Origin of the sequence: Micromonospora sp. NPDC005367, from assembly GCF_040606825.1 — a bacterium.
GTDB lineage: Bacteria > Actinomycetota > Actinomycetes > Mycobacteriales > Micromonosporaceae > Micromonospora.
Genome location: NZ_JBEXFP010000034.1, coordinates 39,514 through 62,579 on the forward strand (window position 1 = coordinate 39,514; position 23,066 = coordinate 62,579).

Annotated in this window: 15 protein-coding genes; 9 read left to right on the top strand and 6 right to left on the bottom strand. The window is 69.2% G+C overall.

Translation table 11 applies throughout. The features are described from left to right. Positions 1 to 155: 155 nt before the first annotated feature. Positions 156 to 755, top strand: a complete 600-nt coding sequence (locus tag ABZS42_RS22055) for a uracil-DNA glycosylase family protein (protein WP_355148076.1) — start codon at positions 156 to 158, stop codon at positions 753 to 755. 85 nt (positions 756 to 840) lie between these two features. On the opposite strand, the gene ABZS42_RS22060 is transcribed toward ABZS42_RS22055, so the two are convergent. After that, entirely contained in the window at positions 841 to 1,620 is a 780-nt protein-coding gene (locus tag ABZS42_RS22060) for a DUF1223 domain-containing protein (RefSeq protein ID WP_355148078.1), read from the bottom strand. Between the two features lie 302 nt (positions 1,621 to 1,922). Here ABZS42_RS22060 and ABZS42_RS22065 point away from each other — a divergent pair, with 302 nt between their 5' ends. Then, on the top strand, positions 1,923 to 2,939 hold the full coding sequence (locus ABZS42_RS22065; RefSeq protein ID WP_355148080.1) for an SDR family oxidoreductase: 1,017 nt from the start codon (positions 1,923 to 1,925) through the stop codon (positions 2,937 to 2,939). Between the two features lie 11 nt (positions 2,940 to 2,950). Here ABZS42_RS22065 and ABZS42_RS22070 read toward each other — a convergent pair whose 3' ends face one another. Together ABZS42_RS22070 and ABZS42_RS22075 are read right to left on the bottom strand one after the other, a co-directional pair. Further along, on the bottom strand, positions 2,951 to 3,490 hold the full coding sequence (locus tag ABZS42_RS22070; protein WP_355148082.1) for a hypothetical protein: 540 nt from the start codon (positions 3,488 to 3,490) through the stop codon (positions 2,951 to 2,953). A 765-nt stretch (positions 3,491 to 4,255) separates the two neighbouring features. After that, positions 4,256 to 5,803, bottom strand: a complete 1,548-nt coding sequence (locus tag ABZS42_RS22075; RefSeq protein ID WP_355148084.1) for an FAD-binding oxidoreductase — start codon at positions 5,801 to 5,803, stop codon at positions 4,256 to 4,258. 384 nt (positions 5,804 to 6,187) lie between these two features. Between ABZS42_RS22075 and ABZS42_RS22080 the strand changes: the two genes are divergently transcribed. After that, entirely contained in the window at positions 6,188 to 6,757 is a 570-nt protein-coding gene (locus tag ABZS42_RS22080; RefSeq protein ID WP_355148086.1) for a nucleotidyltransferase family protein, read from the top strand. Between the two features lie 269 nt (positions 6,758 to 7,026). Here the strand turns inward: ABZS42_RS22080 and ABZS42_RS22085 are convergent, their stop codons facing one another. Beyond that, positions 7,027 to 7,431, bottom strand: coding sequence for a DUF4440 domain-containing protein (locus tag ABZS42_RS22085; protein ID WP_355148087.1), 405 nt, complete (start codon positions 7,429 to 7,431; stop codon positions 7,027 to 7,029). Between the two features lie 111 nt (positions 7,432 to 7,542). Further along, positions 7,543 to 7,953 carry a GNAT family N-acetyltransferase gene (locus ABZS42_RS22090; protein WP_355148089.1) on the bottom strand — a complete coding sequence of 137 codons (411 nt, stop codon included), beginning with the start codon at positions 7,951 to 7,953 and terminating at the stop codon, positions 7,543 to 7,545. Positions 7,954 to 9,072: 1,119 nt separating this feature from the next. Between ABZS42_RS22090 and ABZS42_RS22095 the strand changes: the two genes are divergently transcribed. The 6 genes from ABZS42_RS22095 to ABZS42_RS22120 all read left to right on the top strand — a co-directional run bounded on the left by ABZS42_RS22095 (position 9,073) and on the right by ABZS42_RS22120 (position 21,589). Further along, positions 9,073 to 9,285 (top strand): hypothetical protein, encoded by a 213-nt coding sequence (locus ABZS42_RS22095; protein WP_355148091.1) that lies wholly within the window; start codon positions 9,073 to 9,075, stop codon positions 9,283 to 9,285. 9 nt (positions 9,286 to 9,294) lie between these two features. Continuing rightward, positions 9,295 to 10,596 (top strand): MFS transporter, encoded by a 1,302-nt coding sequence (locus ABZS42_RS22100; RefSeq protein WP_355148093.1) that lies wholly within the window; start codon positions 9,295 to 9,297, stop codon positions 10,594 to 10,596. Between the two features lie 190 nt (positions 10,597 to 10,786). Further along, positions 10,787 to 11,935: an MFS transporter gene (locus ABZS42_RS22105; protein WP_355148095.1), complete on the top strand. Its 1,149-nt coding sequence runs from the start codon at positions 10,787 to 10,789 to the stop codon at positions 11,933 to 11,935. Positions 11,936 to 12,188: 253 nt separating this feature from the next. Further along, a complete protein-coding gene (locus tag ABZS42_RS22110) occupies positions 12,189 to 15,143 on the top strand; it encodes an AAA family ATPase (protein WP_355148097.1) in 2,955 nt (984 codons plus the stop codon). 80 nt (positions 15,144 to 15,223) lie between these two features. Further along, entirely contained in the window at positions 15,224 to 15,385 is a 162-nt protein-coding gene (locus tag ABZS42_RS22115) for a hypothetical protein (RefSeq protein ID WP_355148099.1), read from the top strand. A gap of 15 nt (positions 15,386 to 15,400) precedes the next feature. Next, positions 15,401 to 21,589: a S8 family serine peptidase gene (locus tag ABZS42_RS22120; protein WP_355148101.1), complete on the top strand. Its 6,189-nt coding sequence runs from the start codon at positions 15,401 to 15,403 to the stop codon at positions 21,587 to 21,589. A gap of 143 nt (positions 21,590 to 21,732) precedes the next feature. Here ABZS42_RS22120 and ABZS42_RS22125 read toward each other — a convergent pair whose 3' ends face one another. After that, positions 21,733 to 22,683 carry an NAD(P)-dependent oxidoreductase gene (locus ABZS42_RS22125; RefSeq protein ID WP_355148103.1) on the bottom strand — a complete coding sequence of 317 codons (951 nt, stop codon included), beginning with the start codon at positions 22,681 to 22,683 and terminating at the stop codon, positions 21,733 to 21,735. Positions 22,684 to 23,066: the final 383 nt, after the last annotated feature.

Genomic DNA, 23,066 nt, shown 5'->3' on the forward strand with positions numbered 1-23,066 from the left:
CCCGCGACCGCCACGATCGACGTGCACCGGCCGCCACCCGGATCGCGTTCGTGAGCCGCGGCGCCACGGCCTGCTCGGCTGAGCAGATGGCAGCTGCCGTATCCTGAGCACCTGAGCGGCTCGTCCGCTACGCCGGACGACTGCAGGGGCGGCAAGTGAGCTTCAACTCCATTCGGGCCGAAATCATCGCCGACCCCGACAACGCCTGGGCCGGCGACCTCGGCTATCTGCCGTTGTACGCGGCCGGACCGCACGCCCGGATCGCGGTCATCGGCCAAGCGCCCGGACGCAAAGCCCAGGAATCCGGCATCGCCTGGAACGATGCCAGCGGCCTGAAACTGTTCGACTGGCTCGGCGTCACCGAAACCCAGTTCCGGGACCCGAACCTGTTCGCAATCCTGCCGATGGACTTTTACTACCCCGGTAAGGGCGCCAGTGGAGATCTGCCACCGCGCAAGTCCTTCGCCGCCCGCTGGCACAAGCCCCTGCTCGAGCTGATGCCCGAGATCACCCTGACGATCCTCATCGGCAGTTACGCGCAACAGCACTATCTTGCCGGCCGGGCGAAACGCAACCTGACCGAAACCGTGTACGCGTTCCGCGACTACCTGCCCGACATCATCCCGCTCGTGCATCCGTCCCCACTGAACTTCCGCTGGCAGGCACGCAATCCCTGGTTCGTCACTGATCTGCTCCCGGTGCTGCGGGACCAGGTCACGACGACGCTCGGTGCAGCTTGCACTTCCGATCGCTGACGCGCGAGGCGTCGGGCGGCCGGGGAGAGGCGTTGCGCGGCCGCCCGCCCGACCATCCTGGCTTCGACCCGGGAAACGGCACCCCTCATCCAGCCAAGGCGGGCACGTCGATGGCCACGGCACCGACGATGGCCTTGTCGCCGTCGTTCTGCACGTACCCGACTACCGAGGCCTGCCGAGGATCAAGGTCTGACGGCACCTCCAACTCCACCCGCCCACGCTCGGCGTCCAGGCTCACCGAGGTGAAGGCGCGTACCACGTTGTCCTGCCGCAGCGTCCGCCCGGCGTTCTCGCCCCGGGCAACCTCGCTCACCAGGCCACGTTCCACGATCGCCACGTTCAACACCGCGCGCTCCAGCGGCCGCTCGGTCTGGTAGCCCACCACCACCCGGCGTCCGCCGCCCGTGCCCCCGGAGGCGTTCTCGACCGACAGTGCGATCGGCGTGGTGGCTGCCGCCGTCAGGGCGGACGCGATCGCGTTCGTCGCCCGTCGGCGGTCGGAGCCCACGAACTCGACGGTGCCGTTGACGACCATCTGCGGGGTGTACAGGTGCCCCGAGCCGAAGGCACGCGCGTACGCCTGCTGCCGCGCGGTGTACGCCGCGTCGGCGAACCGGTCGGGCCAGCCCAGGTCGTCCCAGTAGTCGACGTGGAATCCGAGGGCGAAGATCCGCTGCCGCTGCTCCCGGGCGTCGCGCTCGATCTCGCTCAGCAGCTCCTCCGCGGGTGGGCAGCTCGAACAGCCCTGGGAGGTGAACAGCTCCACGATCGCGAAGCCCTCGCCGGCCGGTGTGGCGTCCTGCGCCTGCGGCGGCAGATCCGACGAGTGGGCACGGTTCGACCCGGTGAGCGATGAGTCCGTCATGGCGCGTCTCCTCCGTCGGTGCTCTTCGCGGCCCTTCGATTCCCGTTCTGGCCGCCACCACGCCTGATCAACTTAGCTCGCCCGATCCGGCAGGCGAATCGGCGGGCACCGGTCCGCTCGCGTCGACGGCTCCCGCGACCTCGTCGTACCTGTGACCGGCCGGTGGCAGCGGTGACGCGAATCGCACCACTGCGAGTCCTCGACGGCCTGTGGCGGCTGACGGCACGGCTGGCACCGCGGCGATTATCCGGGCTCTGCGCGGGTACAGCGCCGGGAACCTATACAGCGGTGGGGGCAGCATGATGAGCCGGAGCCGAGAGCGGGCACGGGTGGCCGTGGTCACCGGTGCCAGTGCCGGTGTGGGTCGGGCCACGGCACGCCTCCTCGCCCGGCGAGGGACCGCCATCGCCCTGCTGGCCCGAGGTCGTACCGGACTCGCCGCGGCGGCCGACGAGGTGCGGGAAGCCGGTGGCAGGGCCCTGCCGATCGAGGTGGACATGGTCGATTACGAGGCGGTGGCCGACGCCGGCCGGCAGGTCGAGGCGGACCTCGGCCCGATCGACCTGTGGATCAACGCAGCGTTCAGCTCCGTTTTCGCGCCGTTCCAGCAGACCCGGCCCGAGGAGTTCCGCCGAGCCATGGAGGTCACCTACCTCGGTTACGTACACGGCACTCGGGTGGCGCTGGCCCACATGACCCCGCGCGATCGGGGAACCATCGTGCAGGTGGGCTCGGCGCTCGGGTACCGGGGCATCCCGCTGCAGGCCGCCTACTGCGGAGCCAAGCACGCCATCATCGGTTTCACCGAGTCGCTGCGCTGCGAGTTGCGGCACGACCGCAGCAACGTCAAGCTGACCATGGTGCAGCTGCCCGCGGTCAACACACCGCAGTTCGACTGGCTGCTGTCCCGCCTGCCGCACAACGCCCAGCCGGTACCGCCGATCTACGAGCCGGTGGTCGCCGCCCGCGCCATCGTGGCCGCCGCCGACCGGCCCACCCGCAGGGAGTACTGGGTAGGGGCCGGCACCGTGCTCACCATCCTGGGCAACCGGATCGCACCTGCACTGCTCGACCGCTACCTGGCCCGTACCGGCTACTCCAGTCAGCAGACCGCTCAGCCGGCCGACCCGAACCGGCCGGCGAACCTGTGGCAGCCGGCGGACGGGCCCCACGGCAGGGACTTCGGGACGTCCGGCAGCTTCAGCGGCCGCTCACACAGCCACAGCCCCCAGGCGTGGCTGTCCCGCCATCGCCGTCTACTGACCGCGGCCGGCGTCGGCGCGGCGGCGGTGGGTGCCGCAGCGTGGCGCAGTCGCTGACCGCCGGCTCGTCAACCGGTGGTGCCGGACCGCCGACCGTCCGCCGCGCCCGCGCACCGGGGCGGACCGGCGTTCACGAACTCGGCGTCCAGCAGGTCGGCCGCCTCCTCGACGGTGGCCACGAATTCGTCCGGCGGGATCCTGGCGACGAAGACCTTGCCCAGATCCCCGGGAATCGGATGGTCTGCCCGCCAGAACGCGAAGACGATTACCAGGTCCTCGTCGAGGTAGGCGTACGTGGAGACGTTGTCGACGCTCTCGCCCCACTGCATGAACCAGAACCGCTCCCGGAACTCCGTCTCGTCCGCGTCGAGCAGCCGGAAGACTTCCTCCGGTGCGCGGCCGGGGAAGGGGCAGGGTTTGACGTCGCGTCGGCGCACCTGCGTCGCGTCCGAGCGCAGGGCGCCGATGAAGAACGGGAGGAACGCCCAGTTGTCATCGGTGGTAAGCCGTTTGCCGGCCGCCCACAGGTCGACGACGCGCAGTTGGTGCGGCTCGACCTCGCCGATCTCCACCGCGAACGTGGCCCGGTCACCGAAGCGTCGTGTCATCAGCCTGCCGGAGCAGACATGTCGAACGCCGCGCCTGTCTGGGTGGGTTGCCATCCCTCGGCCAACGCCTGCCGGACAATCGCGGCGACCGTCGACGGAAGAACTGGCACCGCCGACCCGCCGAGCCAATTGCTCGGATGGTCCTGGGGCATGCTGACCCATAGGTCGGTCTGCCGCGCACTCGCCATCTGTACGTGACCCCGTCAACCGTGATGAGCCGGGACCCCTTCTTGACCAGCGCCACGACGACTCTCCTCGATGACCGTGCCCGTAGCGTGCCCGCCCCAACGGTCGGTGCGGGGCAACGGGGGACGCCCGACCGCGCGGTAGGCACGCCGCTTGCGCCCGACCTGAGGATGTCGCTACACGGTGCGTAGATCAACTTGATTCCCAAGCTGATGTTGGGCATGGGCATGCGCATCAGCTACCCGGCGCGTGGTGGGGCGGCCGTAGATGTTTCCTGACCCTGGCGGAGCAACACGGCTTGGTCGTCTACGACCCGCAAGGTGACGAGGTCACCGGCTTGCGTGGGGAGTACGAGGTCCCGGCCGGAAGCGAGTGACCAACTGAGTGAAGACCGGGGCCGGTCGACAGATACCCGAACGGTCCCTCCGGGGTGCCGGAGGGACCGTCCGCACCCCGGAGGGACCTTCCGGGGTACCGGAGCGCGCCTCGGGGGCTGTCGCCAGCCCCCGGCCGACGTCGAGCCCCGATGGGCCACGTTCCCCGTAGCCCATCGAGACCCATGTCCGCGCGTCCGGTTGCTTACTCGGGCCGGATGTTGTGGTTGACCCGGAACATGTTGTCCGGGTCGAAGCGGCGCTTGATCCGGGCGAGCCGGTCATAGCGCTCCACACCGTAGGCGAGCCGTACCTGATCCGGCGTGGTGGCTTCGTCCGTGGACAGGAAGTTCACCATCCGGCGCTCGTCGACCGACCAGGGCTCGAAGGTTTGAACCATGCGCTCAAGCCAGCTCCGGAACAGCTCAGCCTGGTCGGGCCCGCCCATCCCGGCACTGAACAGCACGTACGGGACGCCACGAGTGGGCACCGCGTTCGGTACCGCGGGTTCCCGGTCGAACGCGCCGCCAAGGGCGCGGATCTCGATGCTGGACAGCGGATTGCCCGACGCTGGTCCGGCGAACTCGACCAGGGCGTCGAGGACTTCGGGGGAGAACTCACGCAGCGTGGTCGTGGCATCGTAGTACGGGACGGGTGTGGGCGGGTCCAGGTGGATCAGCGGACTGTCCGCGTAAGGCAGCATCCGTACTCCGTCGAGCAGCGGCTGTGCCACCGCGCGGATCGGCGCCAGCAGGCGTTCGCCGTCTTCAGCCGAGCCGAGGTACGCGAACCGGAAATGCAGTACGAACGCACCCCGCAACGGTTCCGGCAATTCGGGCAAGGGTGGGAGCCGCTGCACGGCGACTGAGGTGGTTGCCTGCTCCGGGAGCTCGGGCGCCCACGCGCTCCAGACCCGCAGCACATCTTCCATCCGCTCACCGGCGAAGTGCAGTCCGCCGCCGTAGAACTCGGTCACCGGAAACAGGTCGAACTCGATCGAGGTCACCACGCCGAAGTTGCCCTTGCCGCCGAGCAGCGCCCAGAACAGGTCCGGCTCACTGTCGGCGGTGACCTGCCGCAATTCGCCGTCCGCGGTCACCACCTCGATACGCCGGACATGGTCGGCGGCGTACCCCTGCGAGCGCCCCAGCACCGGGCCCTGCCCGCCGCCGAGGGTGTAGCCGATCACGCTGACCGTCGCTGCGGAACCGCTCAGCGGTGCGAGCCCGTGCTTGGCTGTCTCGGACAACGTCCTGGCCCAGTCGACACCGGCCTCGACCCGGGCGCTCCGGTTGCCAGCATCGATGCGAACGTCCTGCATCCGGGACGTGTTGATCAGGATGGCGTCGCGTGCGTCCTTGACGACCTGATGCCCGGTGGCCCGCACCGCCACGGGCAGCTGATTCCGAGCCGCGTAGCGGACCACGGCCTGCACATCGGCGGCACTGGTCACACCGACCGCGACGGCCGGCTCCATCACATTGTTCGGATTGAACCCGGCCACCTCCTCGGCGAAACCATCGTCGCCGGGCAGAAGCACCGGACCGTTCACCGTGCCCCGCAGTTCATCCACAGTCACACCTGTTCTCCGATCGGAATCTGTGGTCGCACACCGAAATTCGACGTGCCGATAAAACCCACCGTTCAGCCGAACGGCCTCATCGAGTGGGGGGTTCAGAAGAGTTGCCACCATCACAACCAGGGGTCCCGAGAGGCGGTCAGAATCGACCGCGGTATCAGGGATTCCGGTCACCCACGTTGCGGCGATCAGCTCGTGCCGGCCTTGGCGTGATGTTTGTGGTGGTCGAGACCATGATCGCGGTGAGCGCAGATTTCATCGGCATTCATTAGTCGCCTGCCGGGTGCCGCCTCATGCGCCCTGAACAAATATTCGCCGGTGGCGGAACCGGAACCGGTGGCGAGCCGGTTCCTTCGGCTGTGTTCACCGGCGGAGCCATCGACTGTGGTCGCCGACGGGTATTTTCTGCTCGGTGTGGACGCGAGCAGCGGCCGGGCCGGTTCGAGTGCTTCCGGATATCCTCATGGACCGCACACGTCCTGCGGTCCGGCCGGGGTGCCCTCGTCGGCCGGTTGTTCGACCGATCAGGAATCCAACAGTGGCGACCCGGAGATGACGATGAGGGAAGACGACCTGCGGGACCTGGTCGAGCACAGCCCGTGGCTGCTCCGGGCGCTGGGCGCCGTTCGGGACTCCGGCCTGCCGGACGCCTGGATCGGCGCGGGCGTCATCCGCGACCTCGTCTGGAGCGAGCGGTACGGCGACGGGTTCGACCCCTCGTTGGTGCGTGACGTCGACGTCGTCTTCCTCGACCCGGCGGACCTGAGCCGCGAGAACGACGAGCGGGCCACCGCACGGCTGCTGGCGGCCTGGCCGGAGCCGCCGTGGGAAGCGAAGAACCAGGCCGCCGTGCACACCTGGTACCCCGCGAAGTTCGGTGGTGGCGAGGTGCCGCCGTTGCGGACCATCGCCGAGGCGGTCGCCACCTGGCCCGAGTACGCCACCGCCGTGGCCGTCCGCCTCGACGCGTACGGGGAGGTCGCGGTCTGCGCACCGTACGGCCTGGATGACCTGCTCGACGGGGTGTGGCGGCGCAACCCGGCCAGGGTCAGCCCGGAGATCTCCCGGCGGCGACTCGCCCGTCACCGCCCCGCCGAACGCTGGCCCGGCGTCCGCGTCGTGAACTGAGCCGGCGCGAGAAGCCCGCGGAGGGGACGGCGTTTCGCGCCTGGTTCCTTCAGCTGGGATCCGATCGAAAGCACCACCGTCGCGGTACCGCCGTCGTACGCGAGCCGCCGGAGCCGCCGGACCACCTGGGATTCCGTCGTCTCGCGAGGATTTCATGCGCGCAGGTCCGGGCTCTCGACCGGTGAGATCGGTGACCCGCTCAGCCGGGGCCGGAGCGGAGACCCAATCTTCGGTGATCCGAGCATTTTCAACACGTGGCGGCGGAGTGTTCAGGCCGGCTCGCGCATGGCCGTACCAAGGGCATTGTCGATCAGGTATCGCCAGCGTCCATCCGCGCCGCGGCGCACGACATCGCTCGCCGAGCCTTCGAGGTGCACGTGCTCGCCGTCGGGGCCGGTGCCGTCAATTGACCAGTCCAAGACGATCTGGGCGATGTCGCCGGCGACGAACACGTGGCGCGCCTTGGCCTTCAGCGGCAGGCCGAGACTGATGTCGCGCTCGAGCTGGGCAGCGATCTCAGTGGGGTCGGTGATGGCTCGCCCGTCCCGGGCGACGAACACGATCCCCGGCTCGAACTGCTCCATCATTGCGCTGACCTTGCCGGAGTTGAATCGCTCCATCAGCGATGCGACGACGCCTTCGGGTTCAGTGGCGAGTGGAAAGGACTCAGACATGTCGGCTCCCTGTTCGTGTGGGTTGAACGGTCCGGCAACCAACTGGGCGGCCTCGTCCAGCGGCCTGCATCTTTTTCTGGACAGCGCGGGTTCAGGTGCGACGACCGGTGCTCAACGCCCATGCCCGGCTAGGTGCGACCCGGGGAATTCCGGGTCCAGAACGTCGGCATACTCCGGGTGTGACTTTACGAATGATGCCGCGAACGGGCACGTGATCGTGGCGGTCTTTCCCTGCATTCGCAGCTCGTTGAGGACGCCGCCGACGAGCCTGGCGGCCAATCCCTTCCCCCGGAACTCGGGAAGCACCGAGGTTGCCATCAGAACGACGCGGCTCCCGACCTTTTCGTAGACGATCCCAGCGGCCGTCCGGTCCTTGATCTTGGCCTCGTAGATGCCGAGCGCGCTGTTTTCGGTGATGACCAGGTCCTCGGTGTCGGGCGCGATGGCTCTCGACAGATCCGAGTCGCTCGTATCCTGCGCCGCGCCGGTCAAAGTGATCATGCCCTCGGCGTTGCCCGCCATTTCGTCTCCTGAATCTCGCCTCTCGTCAGCGACCCGGGGCCGCGCGTGATCACTGCCATGCGCGCCTCCCGTGTGACCGGCGGATGCGATCTCGCTGCCATCCGTGCTTCCACTGAGCCAGTGGGTGTCGGCGTGGTACCCGCCTGTCACGTAATCGCCAGCGAGTACCCCAGGGGCGGGGTTCTGTACGGTGGCGATTTGGTCGTCCGTAATCCGAGATGGATCAACTGGACCATTACGTCCAGCGTAGACATGCGTGGCGCAGGTCGCCAAGCCTGGCCGGCCGCCGGTGGTCTGCGACACAGCAGCGAACCTGCGGATCATGACGGTGTGTCCCTATCTGGCGTATGTCCCCCAGAGCGCGCATGCTGGACCGGAGAGTCCATGTGCGTCTGGAGACCCGGTCCGGGTGCTCGTTGCGACCGGCCGATTCCCTTCGCAGTCGTCGATCCCCGCGCCGGCGGGGCCGTCGGTGGTGCCAGCCGCAGCGATATCTGGCCGGATCGTACGGTGGAGATTGGCTCATCTTGGATTATCGCGAGCCGGTGAGGCTCCGGAGCGAATATCGAAGCTTGCCGCCGTCGCCTGTGCGACCGATGGCGGCAGGTAGCCGCCGCTGTGCCGAGGTGGGGCGGGCGCGCTGCTACAGTCGAACCGACAACAGGACTATGGGGTCCAGGGTTTGGGTTTCCCGGAGGTGCTGCCGAAGAGCGCCGGGTGGCCGCGGGCGCCAGTGGGTCGGCTCGCCGGATACCCGCTTCCACCTGCTCATGGCCGAGGCGAGTCCTGGGCTTGGCATGGCCGGCCGCGTTTGCGAGTGGTTCTGCGGCATCGTAGGCTGGACTAAATCGTCCCGTCATTCCATGATCGGGGGAGTGGCCGAACTCGTCGGGCGGGATTGCCGCATATCGAGGACGGAGCGGGTGGGAGTCACCTGCCGCGGAACCGAATGCGGGTGGCGGGCGTCGAGGATCGACCGCGAATGCGACGTGGTCGGCGAAGCGGCGCGACGAAGCTGACACCAACTAGCGGAACAACCGCTCGCCGGCACCGCATGTACGGCACGGAGCGATCTTCCAGCTTCAGCGAAAGCCGAACTTCACGGAGCAGGAGCAAGAAATGAACGACACCAAACAGTCCGTTGAAGATCTGGCGATCCTTGAACAGTTCCGCCTCGACCACAACCACTCGGGTCAGGCCGGCCGTGTCAAGGTATTCAAGACCATGGTTGCCGAAGGAATTCAGCAGGAAGCGCCGTACGCGCCCGGGTACCAGAGTCGCGAGGGCACCTGGGTCGGCGTTTCCGCCTGGGCGATCGCCCAGGGCGCCTGACCCGCCGCCATGTCTGACATTTCCGCCCGGGCACGCGACGAACAGGTCGTGACCCACCACCCATCGCCGATACGCGTGGTCACGGCATCATCGTGCGCCGCCGCCGTCCCGATCGAGCCTGCGACCGTCCGCCCCGCCCCAGAGCCCGGCGGTAGGCGAGGCTGGGCGTCTGTCGGCGCGCTCGCGCTCGGCGCGTTCGTCATCGTCATGACGGAGACGCTCCCGGTCGGGCTGCTGCCGCAGATCGCCGGCGGACTGGATGTCTCGCTGGGCCTCGCAGGGCTGATGGTGCTCGTACCGGGTTTTAGCGCCGCGCTGTCCGCGCCGTTGTTCTTCCTCCGTTCCGGCCGCTTCGACCGGCGCTCGGTCATCCTTGTCCTGGGTCTGGCGGTGCTCCTGTCGAACGTGGTCGTTGCCGTGGCGCCGAACTTCGTCCTGGTGCTGATCGCCCGCATGCTCTTCGGCGCGACCCTCGGAGCCTTCTGGACCGTGGTCTCACCGGTCGGACCCAAGCTGGTGGGCCGGGGCGGCGGCACACGCGCCATCACCATCATCGCGGCGGGCATCTCGGGCGGGACGGTGGTCGGGCTGCCTGCGGGACAGTTCCTCGGCAACCTCGTCGGCTGGCGTCTCACGTTCGCCATCGCGGCGGCGGCGACACTGCTTGTCGTGGTCGTGCAGGCGCTCGTGCTGCCGGCTGTCCCCCCGGACGGGCGTACGCACCTGCGTGATCTCGTAGCCGTCGTGCGGCGACGGGCCGCCCGCTTCGGGATGGCGGCGGGCGCGGTCGTGTTCATCGGACAATTCACCGCCTGGACGTACATCACCCCGTTCCTGACGGACCACACACAACTGTCCAGCGGCGTGATCTCCCTGCTCTACGTCATCTACGGCGGCGGTGGCATCGTCGGCTCGATCGTCGCCGGATCGCTGTTCAAGCGCGGCGTGATCGGCAGCTTCGCCGGGGCGGCGACAGTGGTGGCCGCATTGCTCATCGGGCTGGCGTGCGTGGGCTCCGTGCCCTGGCTGGCTGGTCTGTTGCTCGTGCTGTGGGGCCTGTTCTGGGGAATCGTGAACCCGGGAACCCTGGTCTGGATACTCGACGCGGCCCCGGAGACCCCAGAGGCAGCGTCCGCGGTGAACGTGACGAACCTCCAGATAGCCCTGGCGGCGGGTTCCGGCCTCGGCGCGGTCCTCGTGTCATCGGCAACCTTGCAGACGGTGTTCCTCGTGGCGGGCTTCATGGTCCTTGCCGCCGCCCTGCTCGCCGCGGTGGCGGCACGGCTCGTGACCCTCGCCCGGAGGCAGTGAGGGCACCGCGACGAAGTGAAGGGTGGCCGGGCACGCGCGCGTGCGCACCCCGAAGCCCGCAAAGCGCAAGCATGATCCACAACAAGAGAAAGACGGCTCTATGCAACACGTGACCCCAGCGACCGATCTGGGCCGCCGGGACAGGCCGCTGCGGCTTGCGTTCCTATCAGCGGTGGTCTCACTGGTGGCCGTGTTCGCCGCAGTGGGCTCGACGATCCCTCTGTTCAACATCTACCGGGCCGAGGACGGGTTCACCAACGCCGGGATCTCGCTGACCGTCGTCGCCTACTCCGCCGCGACCCTCGGCACACTGCTGGTGCTGGGACGACTGTCCAACCACGTGGGCCGACGGCCTGCGGCGATCGCCAGCCTCGGCCTGCTGGTACTGGGCTGTCTGCTGCTGTTGAACGTGCACCACATCGGCATCCTCATCGCCGGTCGGCTCCTGATGGGCCTCGGCGCTGGGCTGGCCAGCAGCAGCCTCACCGCCTACATCGTCGACGCCGCACCCAGCCGGCCGACCTGGCTGGCTTCGGTCGCTTCCAGCCAAACCGTCATGCTCGGTCTCGCCGTGGGCGCCATCACCTCCGGCGCCCTGGTCCAGTTCGGCCCCTGGCCACGTGACCTCATCTACCTGGTTGTCATCGGTCTGCTCCTACTGTCTGCCGCGCTCGTCGCCATCAGCCCCGAGACGGTGACTCCGTCGCCGGGTGGTTGGCGTTCGCTGCGCCCCAGCGTCCGGGTACCGGTCCGGATCCGGCATCTGCTCCCCGTTGCGGCCGCGGTGATCCTGGCCACCTGGGCAACCGGGGCCTTCTACCAGGCCTTCGTGCCCGCACTGGTCGAGGAACAATTGCACACCAGCAGCTCGCTCGTCATCGGGCTGGTGTTCGCCGCATACATGGGCCCCAGCGCTCTGGGAGCCCCCCTCGGCGGCCGGTTCTCACCGGCAGCAGCTCAACGCATCGGCATGATCGCCTTCGTGGCCGGATGGCTCGGCATCATCACAGCGATCATCACTGGCGCGCTGCCGCTGTTCATCGCCGCGACTGTCGTTGCGGGAGCTGCCCAGGGCATCGCCATCAGCGCCGCCACCCGCGGGCTGCTCTACGGCAGCGCTCCGCGCGACCGGGCACCGCTCTTCGCCGTCGTGTATCTCCTCAGCTACAGCGGCGCGACCGTTCCCAGCCTCATCGCCGCTCAACTCTCCGGCGTCTTCTCGGTGCCGCGCATCGCGATCGGGTACGCCGCATTCGCGGTCCTGGCCACCGCGTTCACCGTCCTCGCCGGCGGTGCGACGGAGGTCGGCCGGCAACGCCTTCGTCATCACGTTCGATGACCGCTGGTCGGAGCGGGGAACGACAGAAGAGATCTCGTCGACCTCGGTGAGCCGGCGTCGCCGCGACCGCACGATCCGCGGCCGCCGACCCGGCTCGATCGATGACCGCTGCCACCGTGCTCCGGCATGATCACGCAGGGCGCGGCGACCGTCACGGTAGCCGGTGGACGTCGCTCACTGCGGCCGAGGCTCCCGCGACGCGAGTTGTTGGGATGTACTTGCGCCCGAGCATCGAAAAACGAGATCATCACGCATGCTCGACCCCTCGCCCGAGGACGACAGGACTTCACCAACAGTTTCCACGCCGGATTTCGTAGGTCGTGATCGCGAGATGGCGGCGCTCACCGGTGCCTTGGCCCGGCCACCGGCGATCGTGCTGGTGGAGGGCGAGGCGGGGATCGGGAAGAGCCGGCTGCTGCGAGAGTGGTTGGCCGCGCCGCACCAGAGCACCGCCCTGGTCTCGGTGTGCCCGCCGCTTCGAGAGTCACTGACGCTGGGGCCGATCGTCGACGCGTTCCGGGTGATCGACCGGCCGGCGTCGCGACTGCGGCTCACCGAGCTTGCGGGTGCGTTACGGCCCTTGTTCCCGCAATGGTCCTCGGACCTGCCGCCCGCGTTGGAGCCCCTGGACGACGCGAAGGCGGCACGGCACCGCCTGTTCCGCGCCCTGGACGAGCTGCTCCGGGCTCTGCGTGTCGACGTCCTCGTACTCGAGGACGCGCATTGGGCCGACGAGGTGACCTTGGAGTTCCTGCTGTACGTCACCTCCCGACAACAGTCGGACGGGCCGAGTCTGGTGATCTCCTATCGCCCCGAGGAGGTGGACGCCGGATCACTGCTGCTGCGGCTGACGTCCCGGCTGCCTGCCGGCGTGACCCAGCTGAGGATCGCCCTGGCGCCGATGCGACCCGACGGCACAGCGGCGCTGGTGTCCTCGATGCTGGACGGTAACCCGATATCGCAGGAGTTCACGACGTTCATGCACGAGCGGACCGGTGGTGTTCCGCTGGCGCTTGAGGAGTCGGTTCGCCTCATGTGCGACCGTGCCGACCTCGTCTTCCGCGACGGGCAGTGGGTCCGGCTGAAGCTACGCGAACTGCAGGTGCCGCCGACGGTGCGTGACTCCACCCGGGAGCGGGTGGGCCGTCTGTCGCCGACGGCGCAGCAGGTGCTGCGAGCCGCGGCGACGTTGGCTCAGCGGTCGTCGGTCGCCACGATCGCGGTGACCGCCGGCTTGTCACCAGACGCGTGTCGAGGCGCCATCGCGGAGGCGGCCGCTGCCGGCATCCTCGACGGAGACGACCGCGGCCAGTGGCGATTCCGGCACGTGCTGGCCGCCACGGCTGTCTACGAAGCGATTCCGTTGACCGATCGCAGACACTTCCACCTGCTGGCCGGCCGGGCGTTGGAGGAGATCCAGCCGCCGCCTGTCGCACGCCTTGCCCGCCACTTCCGTGAGGCGGGCGAGACGGAGTCCTGGGCGCGGTACGCCGAGCAGGGCGCCGAGCTGGCCATGGCCTCCGGTGACCACACCAAGGCGGTCGCCTTGCTGGTCGATCTGTTGTCGTGGCCCGGGTTGCCGCCGTCGGATCGGGCGCGGGTCGCGCGGATCGCCGGAGTGGCCGCGCTGGGCCGTCGTGAACCGGTCGACGACGTCTACCACCGCGTGATCCGTACCTTGCGTTCGGTGCTGGAGAGCCCCGGCCTATCCGCACGCCAGCAGGCCGAGATCCGCAACCCCCTGGGTCGGCTCCTGATTCTCGGGGGAGAGGCGCAGGCCGCACTCAGTGAGCTCGAGCAGGCGGTGGTCAACCTCGACCATGACCCGGTCGAGGCGGCTCGGGCGATGACCTATCTGGGCTGGGCCTATGCGGGCCCGTGGCCGGCGTCGACTCATCGCCGATGGCTGGATCGCGCCGCTGAGCTCACCGCTGAAATCGATTCTCCCGCCCAGCGGCTGAACCTGGCCGGCAACCGGGCCGCCGCGTTGCTCATGCTCGGCGAAGAGGAGGCCTGGGACGTCGTCGCCGAGCTGCCGATCGACGGAGCGACCTCGACGGAGCGCCTCGACGTGGCCCGCATCCACGCGAATGTCGGAACCGGCGCACTGATCTGGGGCCGGTACGCCGAGGCGGAGGAACATCTCGTCGTGGCCCTGCGGCTTGCCGAGGCCGAGCAGGCGTCCCGGTTGCAATACAACGTCCGACTCGAACAGGCCAACCTGGCGTGGTTCACCGGTCGATGGGAGGGCCTCGCGGAGCGAAGCGCGGCACTCGCCGACGCCGACCGGGACCGGCCGGCGCTCTACCTCGGCACCGTGCGGCTCGCGGCCCGGCTGGCGGCCGCGGCCGGCCGGCGGCGCGCCGCGGAGGAGCAGTTCCGGCTGGTCCTCGAGGAGTCCGCCCGTCTCGGCGCGGTCGACGACACGATGGAGGCCGCAGCCGCGCTGGCCAGACTCTGGCTGACGGACGGCAACAGCGGCCGGGCGTTGCAGATCACCAACGAGCCGATGGACACGGTCCGGAGAAAAGGCATCTGGGTCTGGGCGACCGACCTCGTCCCCGCCCGGATCGAGGCGCACCTCGCCGCCGGCGACCACCAGGCCGCGACCCGTCTGGTCGATCAGTTCGCCAGGGGACTGCGTGGCCGTTCGGCGCCTGCGCCTCGCGCCGCGCTCACCGCATGCCGTGCCATGCTCGCCGCCGCAGCCGGAGATCACGCCCGTGCGGCGACGGCGTACGACCGTGCGGCGCGCGCCTGGAGCGCGTTGCCACGCCCGTACGACGCCATGCTCGCCCGCGAGCGGCAAGCCGAGGCGTTCGTGGCGCAGGGCCGGCTCGAGCAGGGCCGGGAGCTGCTGGCCGCACAGTACGAGCAGCTGTTCAGGCTCGGCGCCCGCGGCGATGCGGACCGGGTAGCGCAGCGGCTTCGCGAACACGGTGCCGAGGTGCCGCGACTGTGGCGCGGCGGGCGACGGGGGTACGGTGACCGGCTCTCGCCTCGCGAGCTCGACGTGGTCCGACTGGTTGTCGCCGGCAAGACGAACCGGGAGATCAGCCGGATTCTGGCCAAGTCGCCGGCCACCGTGGACCAACAGCTGCGGGCGGCGATGCGTAAGTTGAAGGTGAGCTCCCGGACCGCGCTCGCGGTCAAGGCCGTGGAGGCCGGAGTGTTCGCCGAAGAGGAAACTCTCGGCGACCGATCGTGAAAATTGACGTATCCGCCGGATAGCTAAGGCCGCTCGTCGCCCCGAGCATGGCTTCATGATCCATGGCCCTAGGGCAGTTCATGCCTGAGCGACCTGTCGAGCGTGACGACTCCGTCATCGAGGACCAGCCGCCACTCGAGTTGTCGCGCGAGCCGCGCGTCAGCGCCCCCGACACCCCCGGCGTCGGCGTCACCGACGATCACGACGAGCACGAGAGTCACGACCCCTACCAACCCCTGTAGGCCGAAGGACCCCACATGAGACTCAAAGCCCTCACCGCTGCGCTGGCCGCAGCGGTCGGCCTGAGCGTGATGCAGCCGACACCGGCGTCGGCGGCCGAGCCGGATTCCGGCGCGGCCGCCGACAAGGTCGCGTCGGAGCTGAAGGACCGCTTCCGTACGGAGCCGGTCTCCGACTTCCTGATCACGTTCGACACCAAGGCCGACCTTGCCCCCGCCAAGAAGATCGCGGACTGGACCGCTCGCGGTCAGTTCGTGTACGACGCGCTGAAGGCGGCAGCGAAGAGCTCCGCGGCGTCCGTCTCCGCCGAACTCGACGCGGCCGGCGTGAAGTACACGTCCTACCCGCTCGTCAACGCCGTGCTCGTCAAGGGCGGCACGCAGCAGCTCGCGCTCGACGTCGCCTCGATCGGGCACGTCGCCGAGATCCACGCGGCGCCGCAGGTCGCGCTCGTGGAGCCCGTGGACGAGAAGGCCCCGGCGGACCAGGCCGCCCGCCCCGCCGCCCCGAAGGCCGACGCCGAGGACGGCGTCGTCTCGTGGGGTCTGGACGCCATTCACGCCCCGGAAGCGTGGGCCATGGGCGCCACCGGTGCGGGCATCACCGTGTCCAACCTCGACTCGGGCGTCCAGTTCGACCACCCCGCGCTGATGCACCAGTACCGCGGCACCAAGCCCGACGGCACGGTGGACCACAATTACAACTGGATGGCCGCTCGGGGCACGTGCACCGCTGCGCCGTGCGACGACAACGGACACGGCACGCACACCATGGGCACCATGGTCGGCGACGACGGCACCAACCACGTCGGCGTCGCACCGGACGCGCAGTGGATCGCGACGAACGGCTGCTGCGACAGCACCGGCGTCGAGTCGCTGCTCAAGTCCGGCTGGTGGCTGCTCGCGCCGACCGACCTCCAAGGGAACAACCCCGACCCGTCCAAGCGCCCCCACGTCATCAACAACTCGTGGGGTCAGACCCTCGAGCACAGCTACGACGACTTCTTCCAGGCCATCGACGAGGCCTGGAGTGCCGCGGGCATCTTCAGCGTCTGGTCGTCGGGCAACACCACGCCGTACGCGGACTGTGACACCGTCTCCTCGCCGGGCTCCGCCGAGAGCGCCTACTCGGTAGGCGCGTACGACTCGGACGGCACGCTCGCGTTGTTCTCCCGCAAGGGTGAGGGTGAGGGTGGCCGGATCAAGCCCGAGATCTCCGCTCCGGGTGTCGCGGTACGTTCGTCCTACCCGAACAACAGTTACGTCGAGATGGCCGGTACGTCGATGGCGGCTCCCCACGTGGCCGGCGCCGTCGCCGACCTGTGGAGCTACGACCCGACCCTCATCGGGCAGGTCGAACAGACCCGCCGTCTGCTCGCCGATTCGGCCGTCGACGTCGACGACACCGAGTGCGGCGGCACCGCCGACTTCAACAACAAGTACGGCGAGGGGCGGCTCGACCTCGTCCGCCTGCTCGAGCTGGCGCCCCGGCAGGGCGGCACCCTCACCGGTGTCGTCACCGCCGACGGCGCTCCGGTCGCCGCCGCCGACGTGACGATCAGTGGACCGTTCAGCCGGTCGATCGGGACCGACAAGGACGGCCGGTTCACCACGAACCTTCCGGTCGGCGACTACCGGATCACCACCAAGGTCTTCGGCTACCTGACCGCTACCGCCGACGTCACGATCGCCCTCGGCGAGGACACCTCCGTCAAGCTGCCGCTCACGGCCGCCGCGAGGCACGACATCAGCGGCAAGGTCGTCGACGACAAGAAGCAGCCGGTCCCGAACGCCGGCGTGTCCCTCAAGGACACCCCGCTGGACGCCGTGCGCACGGACGCCAACGGCGCGTTCACGATCACCGGTGTGCCGGAGGGCCAGTACGGTCTCGCCGTCACGCCCAACGCCTGCTTCTCGCCGACGTCCCTCCCGCTGACCGTCGGCGCCGAGAACAATTCGCTGGAGATCCCGGTCGGGCTCGTCGTCGACAAGGGCGGCTACAGCTGCACCGTCTCCGAAGGCGAGTACCTGCGCGGCACCGACCAGGTCGCGTTCACCAGCGGCGTCTGGGCGACGGTGAAACTGCCGTTCCCGATCGCGCTCTACAACGGCAGCCACGACACCCTCGGCATCGGCCTGCGCGGCGTGATCTCCCCGGACACCTCCACCGGACCCGGCAGCGGCGGTGCGGGCATCTTCCCGTTCTGGGTGACGTCCCCCGTCGAGTTCGCCCCGGGCGGCGGAGTGTTCACGGCGGCCACCAAGGTCGACGGTGAGGACGCGTTCGTCGTCGAGTACCGCAACGCCAAGATCTGGTCCTATCCGATCCGGTCCGAGTACTCGGAGCCGGTCAACTTCTCGGCCACGCTCACCCGCTCCGGCAAGGTGATCTTCGGGTACGGCGACGGCATCGGCACCGACGACCCGGTGACCGGCGGCGCCCGCACCATCACCGGCATCCAGGGCTGGGCCGGCGTGGACGGCATCCGGTTCTCCGACAACGTCCCGGTGCTCCACGACGGGATGGTCGTCACCTACGACCTTCCGGACTGGGGCTACCTCGACGCGACCGTCGTCGACAAGAACGACGGGCTGCCCGTGTCCGGGGCCAAGGTCTCCTTCACCGACCAGCACGGCCTCGTGGAGAGCGTCACGACCGACGGCACGGGCGTCGTGCACCGCCAGCTGCCGGTCGCCGACTACACGATGACCGTCGAGGCGCCGAACTACGTGACGGGGTCGTACGACTTCACACTCGACAAGCTCTACGCGAAGGCCACGGTCGACGCGCGCCTCACCACGGGTGTCGCCGGCCTGAAGGCGAGCGGCCTCGACGCCGTTATGGGCACCGACCAGAACGGTGTGGGCTCGCTGACGCTGACCAACAACGGTTCCGCCCCGCTCACGTACGACCTGGCCGAGGCCGCACGCCACCCCGAGCTCGACGCCACCGGCGCCACCACGCGCACCGGGACGGGTGCGGACAGCACGATCGACCTCACCGCGTGGAAGGCCGGCGCGAGCGGCATGAAGCCGTCGAACGCCGACGGCAAGGCCGCGACGGCGAGCGCCGCTGAGGCACAGGCGGCCGCCAAGGTCGGTACGACCTCCGGCGGCGACGTCATCACCCGCATCGAGATCCCGGGCACCATCGCGGAGAAGGAGCCCTCCGGCATCGGGTACGACGGCGACGTCTGGATCCACGACTACATCGAGCGGACCAACAGCGCCTACACGGTGACGGGCAAGCCGACCGGCAAGGTCTTCGACGCCTCGTGGAACCCCGCGTACCGCGCGTTCGACATGGCGCTCGACACCAAGACCGGTGACATGTGCCAGATGGAGGACAGCCCGGCCAGCTACATCCACTGCTTCGACCGGGAGACCGGCAAGGAGACCCGGCAGATCAAGGGTGACTGGTCGACGTTGCAGCTGACCGGACTCGCCTACAACCCGGCGGAGGACGTGTTCTACGTCGGCGGCCGGGCGAACGGCATGATCGGCACCGTCGCCGGCACGTCCCACGACAACGCCGGTGCGCTGCTGTCGTTCTGCGCGCCGCCGCTGCCCGAGGTGATGGGCCTGGCCTACAACCAGGCATCCGACACCATCTGGTACACCGACCTCACCACGGACAGGCCGACCCGCCTGCTGCAGGTCGACCCGGTCGACTGCTCGCTGGTCAACGCGTGGTGGTTCCCGGGCCAGAAGGCGACGCAGGGCGGCGGCCTCGAGACCGACTCGACCGGCGCGCTGTGGGCAGCGGACCAGGTCGCCGATGACGTCGTGCTGGTCGACGTCGAGGACGACCTGCTCACCGACCTGCCGTGGCTGTCGCTCTCCTCGGCCGGGGGCACCCTGGCCCCGGGGCAGTCGACGACGGTCAAGGTCTCGATCTCCTCGAAGGACGCCAAGCCAGGAGTCCTCGGGGCGAACATCGTGGTGCGGTCCGACTCCGGACGGCAGTCCAAGACCTACGTCCCGGTGACGCTCACGACCACGAAGTACCAGGTCGGCGTCAACGCCGGCGGTTCCTCGTTCACCGACGCCTCCGGCTTCACCTGGTCCGCCGACCAGGCGGCCGGTCACGGGGCGTGGGGCTACGACGGGAAGGGCAAGACGATCTCCGCGGGCTCCGCGATCGAGGGCACCGAGGACGACGCGCTCTTCCAGTCCCAGCGCACCACGTCGGGCAAGGACCTGGTCTACACGTTCCCCGACGCGCCGAAGGGCACCTACACCGTCGACCTCGGGTTCGCGGAGGTCGCGCAGGTGAAGCAGGGCAAGCGGGTGTTCGACGTCCTTGTCGACGGCGAGCTCACGCAGTACGCCTACGACGCCGTCGCGGCCGTCGGCCCGAACGCCGCCGACTGGCACAGCGCCGTCGTGCAGCACGACGGCGGTCCGCTGACCGTGGAGCTGCGGGGCGGGAAGGGCCTGCAGGCCCCGAGCATCGCGGCGCTGCGGGTGACGCTCGACCCGCGCGGGGACAAGGCGGAGCCGGAGCCCCAGCCCGAGCAGCCGGAGCCGGGCCCTGTGCCGGTGGCGCCCGCCAACCGTTCGTACTCGATGAAGGTGACCGAGGGGCTCTACCGTCAGGGTACGGAGGAGTCCGGGTGGCACGGCGATGACGCCTGCGGCGTGCTGTGGTTCGACTCCAGCTTCCTGTTCCCGTTCTACGACACGGCCTGGGACGGCGTGTGCGTGACGACGAACGGGGCGCTGGTCTTCGACCGGGCCAGCACCTTGGGCGGCAACACGGCGCTGCCGTCGTCGTACCCGATCGACGCGATCTACCCGCTCTGGGATGATCTGGTCGTCGACGACCAGGCGAACATCTACTTCGGCAGGACCGAGGTGGACGGCCTGGCCGCCGAGGTCATCGAGTGGCGCAACGCGACCTTCTACAGTGACCAGACGGCTCGGGTGAGCTTCTCGGTGACGTTGATCGCGGACGGTCGCATCCAGATCGGCTACGGCGACGGCATCGGCGGCGACAACCCCGTCACCCGCGGGTCGTCGGCAACGGTCGGCGTGGAGAGCCTGACGCGCAACCCCGCGAGTCAGTACTCCTTCAACCAGCCCGTCCTGACGGCCGGCCTGGGGCTGGAGTACACCCTCCCGGCGGCGGGCACGATCGAGGGCACGGTCACCGACGCGAACGACGGCAAGCCGATCGCGGGTGCGATCGTCACCCTCAAGGGGCCGAACGGTGACCGGGTCATCACGGCCGACGAGAAGGGCCGGTGGAAGGCCCAGGCGCTGGTCGGCGAGAACACCGTGGAGGTGTCGACGCCGAACTACGTCACCGCCAGCCACCCGGTGACCATCGCGAAGAAGGACCAGGCCGAGGGGGTCGACACGGCGTTGACCACGGGCGTGGCAACCGTCACCGCAGGTGACCTCGACTGGCTCGTCGGCCCGGACCAGAAGGCGACGGCCGACGTGACCGTGACCAACAGCGGCTCCGCCCCGCTCGAGGTGCGGCTCAGCGAGCAGAAGCGCACCAGCGACGGCGGACACGAGGCCGCCGACCTTCCGTGGCTGACCCTCACGGGCGCGGCCGCGACCGGTACGGTCAAGCTCGCGGTCGGCGAGTCCACCACGGTCACGGCGACGGCTGACAACGCCGACGTCGAGCCCGGCGTGCTCGTCGGGGACGTGCTCGTCGCGTCGAACGCCGGCAAGGGCGACTCCCAGCTCAAGCCGATCCGCCTGGCGACCTCGGCCTACTGGAAGGGCGTGGACGCGGGCGGGTCCGGGCACGTCGGCGCGGACGGCTTCGTCTGGTCGTCCGACCAGGCGCTCGGCTCGGCGTCGTGGGGCTACGTCGGCGGTACGGCGCGTGCCATCAAGGCCGACATCGCCGGCACCGAGGACGAGGAGCTGTTCCGCACCCAGCGGACCGGCAAGACGTTCAGCTACGTGTTCAAGAACGCGCCCGCCGGGACGTACCGGATCGGCCTCGACTTCGCGGAGATCGAGAATGTCAAGGTCGGCAAGCGCACCTTCGACGTCCTGGCCGACGGCAAGGTCGTGCTCTACGACCACGACGTGCAGGCGAAGGTGGGTGCGCTGACCGCGGACGTGAACGCGGTCACCGTCGAGCACGCGGGCGGCGATCTGAAGATCGAGTTCCGCGGCGAGACCGGCGAGCGTGACCCGATCCTCAACGCCCTGAAGATCCAGGAGGACCCGCGCCTGTGAGGTAGCCGAACCGGTCCACCAGTAGTGGTCAGAGCCTCCTCGGCGCAGGATTGCCGAGGAGGCTCTGACCGTGTCTACCGAGCTTGCAGACGGTCAGTGGTGCCCGCAGCACCGTCCTGGCGGGCCGCCGGGTCCGAGTGACCTCAGCGGTCGTTGCCCGCGCGCAGCCAGGCGATGTAGTCGCCGGCGGCGCGCTCGGTGTCGTACGAGGGGAGGTAGCCGGTGTCCTCGTGCAGTCGGGTGATGTCGAGCCACCATGCCGGGGAGATGGACCCGCGCGACGGCAGGGTCAGATCGGCGGATGGGACCGAGGTCTTGATGGCGGCGATGATGTCGGCGTTCGACGTGGCCCGGCCCGAGGCAACGTTGTACGTACGGTGGTTGAGCTTGTCGGTCAGGTGTAGCAGGGCGATCGCGCGCGCCGTGTCCTTCACGTAGCACAGGTCGAGGGCGTCCTCGGCGTACGGTGTCCCGGCCTGCGACGACAGGTCGAGTTCGGTGCCGCGGGCGGCCGCGTGGACCAGGGCGGGCGCCGCGAAGAACGGATCCTCGTGACCACCGGGGCCCCAGGTGGCGGAGATCCGGTAGTTGACGACGTCGAGGCCGGCAGCCGGGGCCAGCCAGTCGTCGAGCAGCTCACCGATCTTCTTGAAGGTGGGGATGACGTGGGACGAGTTCATCGGCAGCGGCAGATCCTCTCGCACCGCACCGTTGTCGCGAACGCCGTGGTAGACGCCGATGGTGCTGGCGACACCCACTCGCCGTACGCCCCACTCCTGAGCGACCTGGAAGATGTTGAGCAGGCCGCCGAGCGCCCTGCGGGTGGCGGGGATCGGCTCGTCAGCGCCGATCGGCCAGGGCATGGAGCCGGCCAGATGGACGATCCCCGTGATCTTGTGGCGGGTGCCGAGGTCCAGCAGGGTCGGCAGGTCGGCGACGTCGCCCTGCTCGCTCGCGACCTCGGCGTCGGCGAGGACGGGCGGTAGCCCGGCGGCGCGGCGCTGCATGAGCACGCACTCCTCGCCCTGGTCGAGCAGCGCCCGTACGGTGTGCGACCCGATGAAACCCGTGCCTCCGGTGACCAGAACGGCCATGACGCGTCTCCTTCACAGACAAGCGGAACCGTGTTCCGTAACTATACGGAACACGATTCCGGATCTTCAAGTCGAGTGCGCTGACAGCCCTCGGTACGGACGCGGGGCACCGGACGGGTCGCCCTCGCCCTAACTCGTGCGTGCCGGGAACCAGTCGGGCTGCGTGAGTGGCTCGGAGGCGGCGAGGTGCTTCGCCTGGAGGCGGGCAGTGAGGGTGACGCCCGGCGGATGGTGCAGCGCCTCGTCCGGGCCGGCGTTGGGGAGTGGTGGGAGCAAGCACCTCTGAGGAGTGCCTCAGTCGATGGCGAACCGTTCGGCCCGCCGCTTTCCCCTTGTTCGAGCGCTGCGCTATGTACGTGAGCGAACAATCCGGAACACCGGCA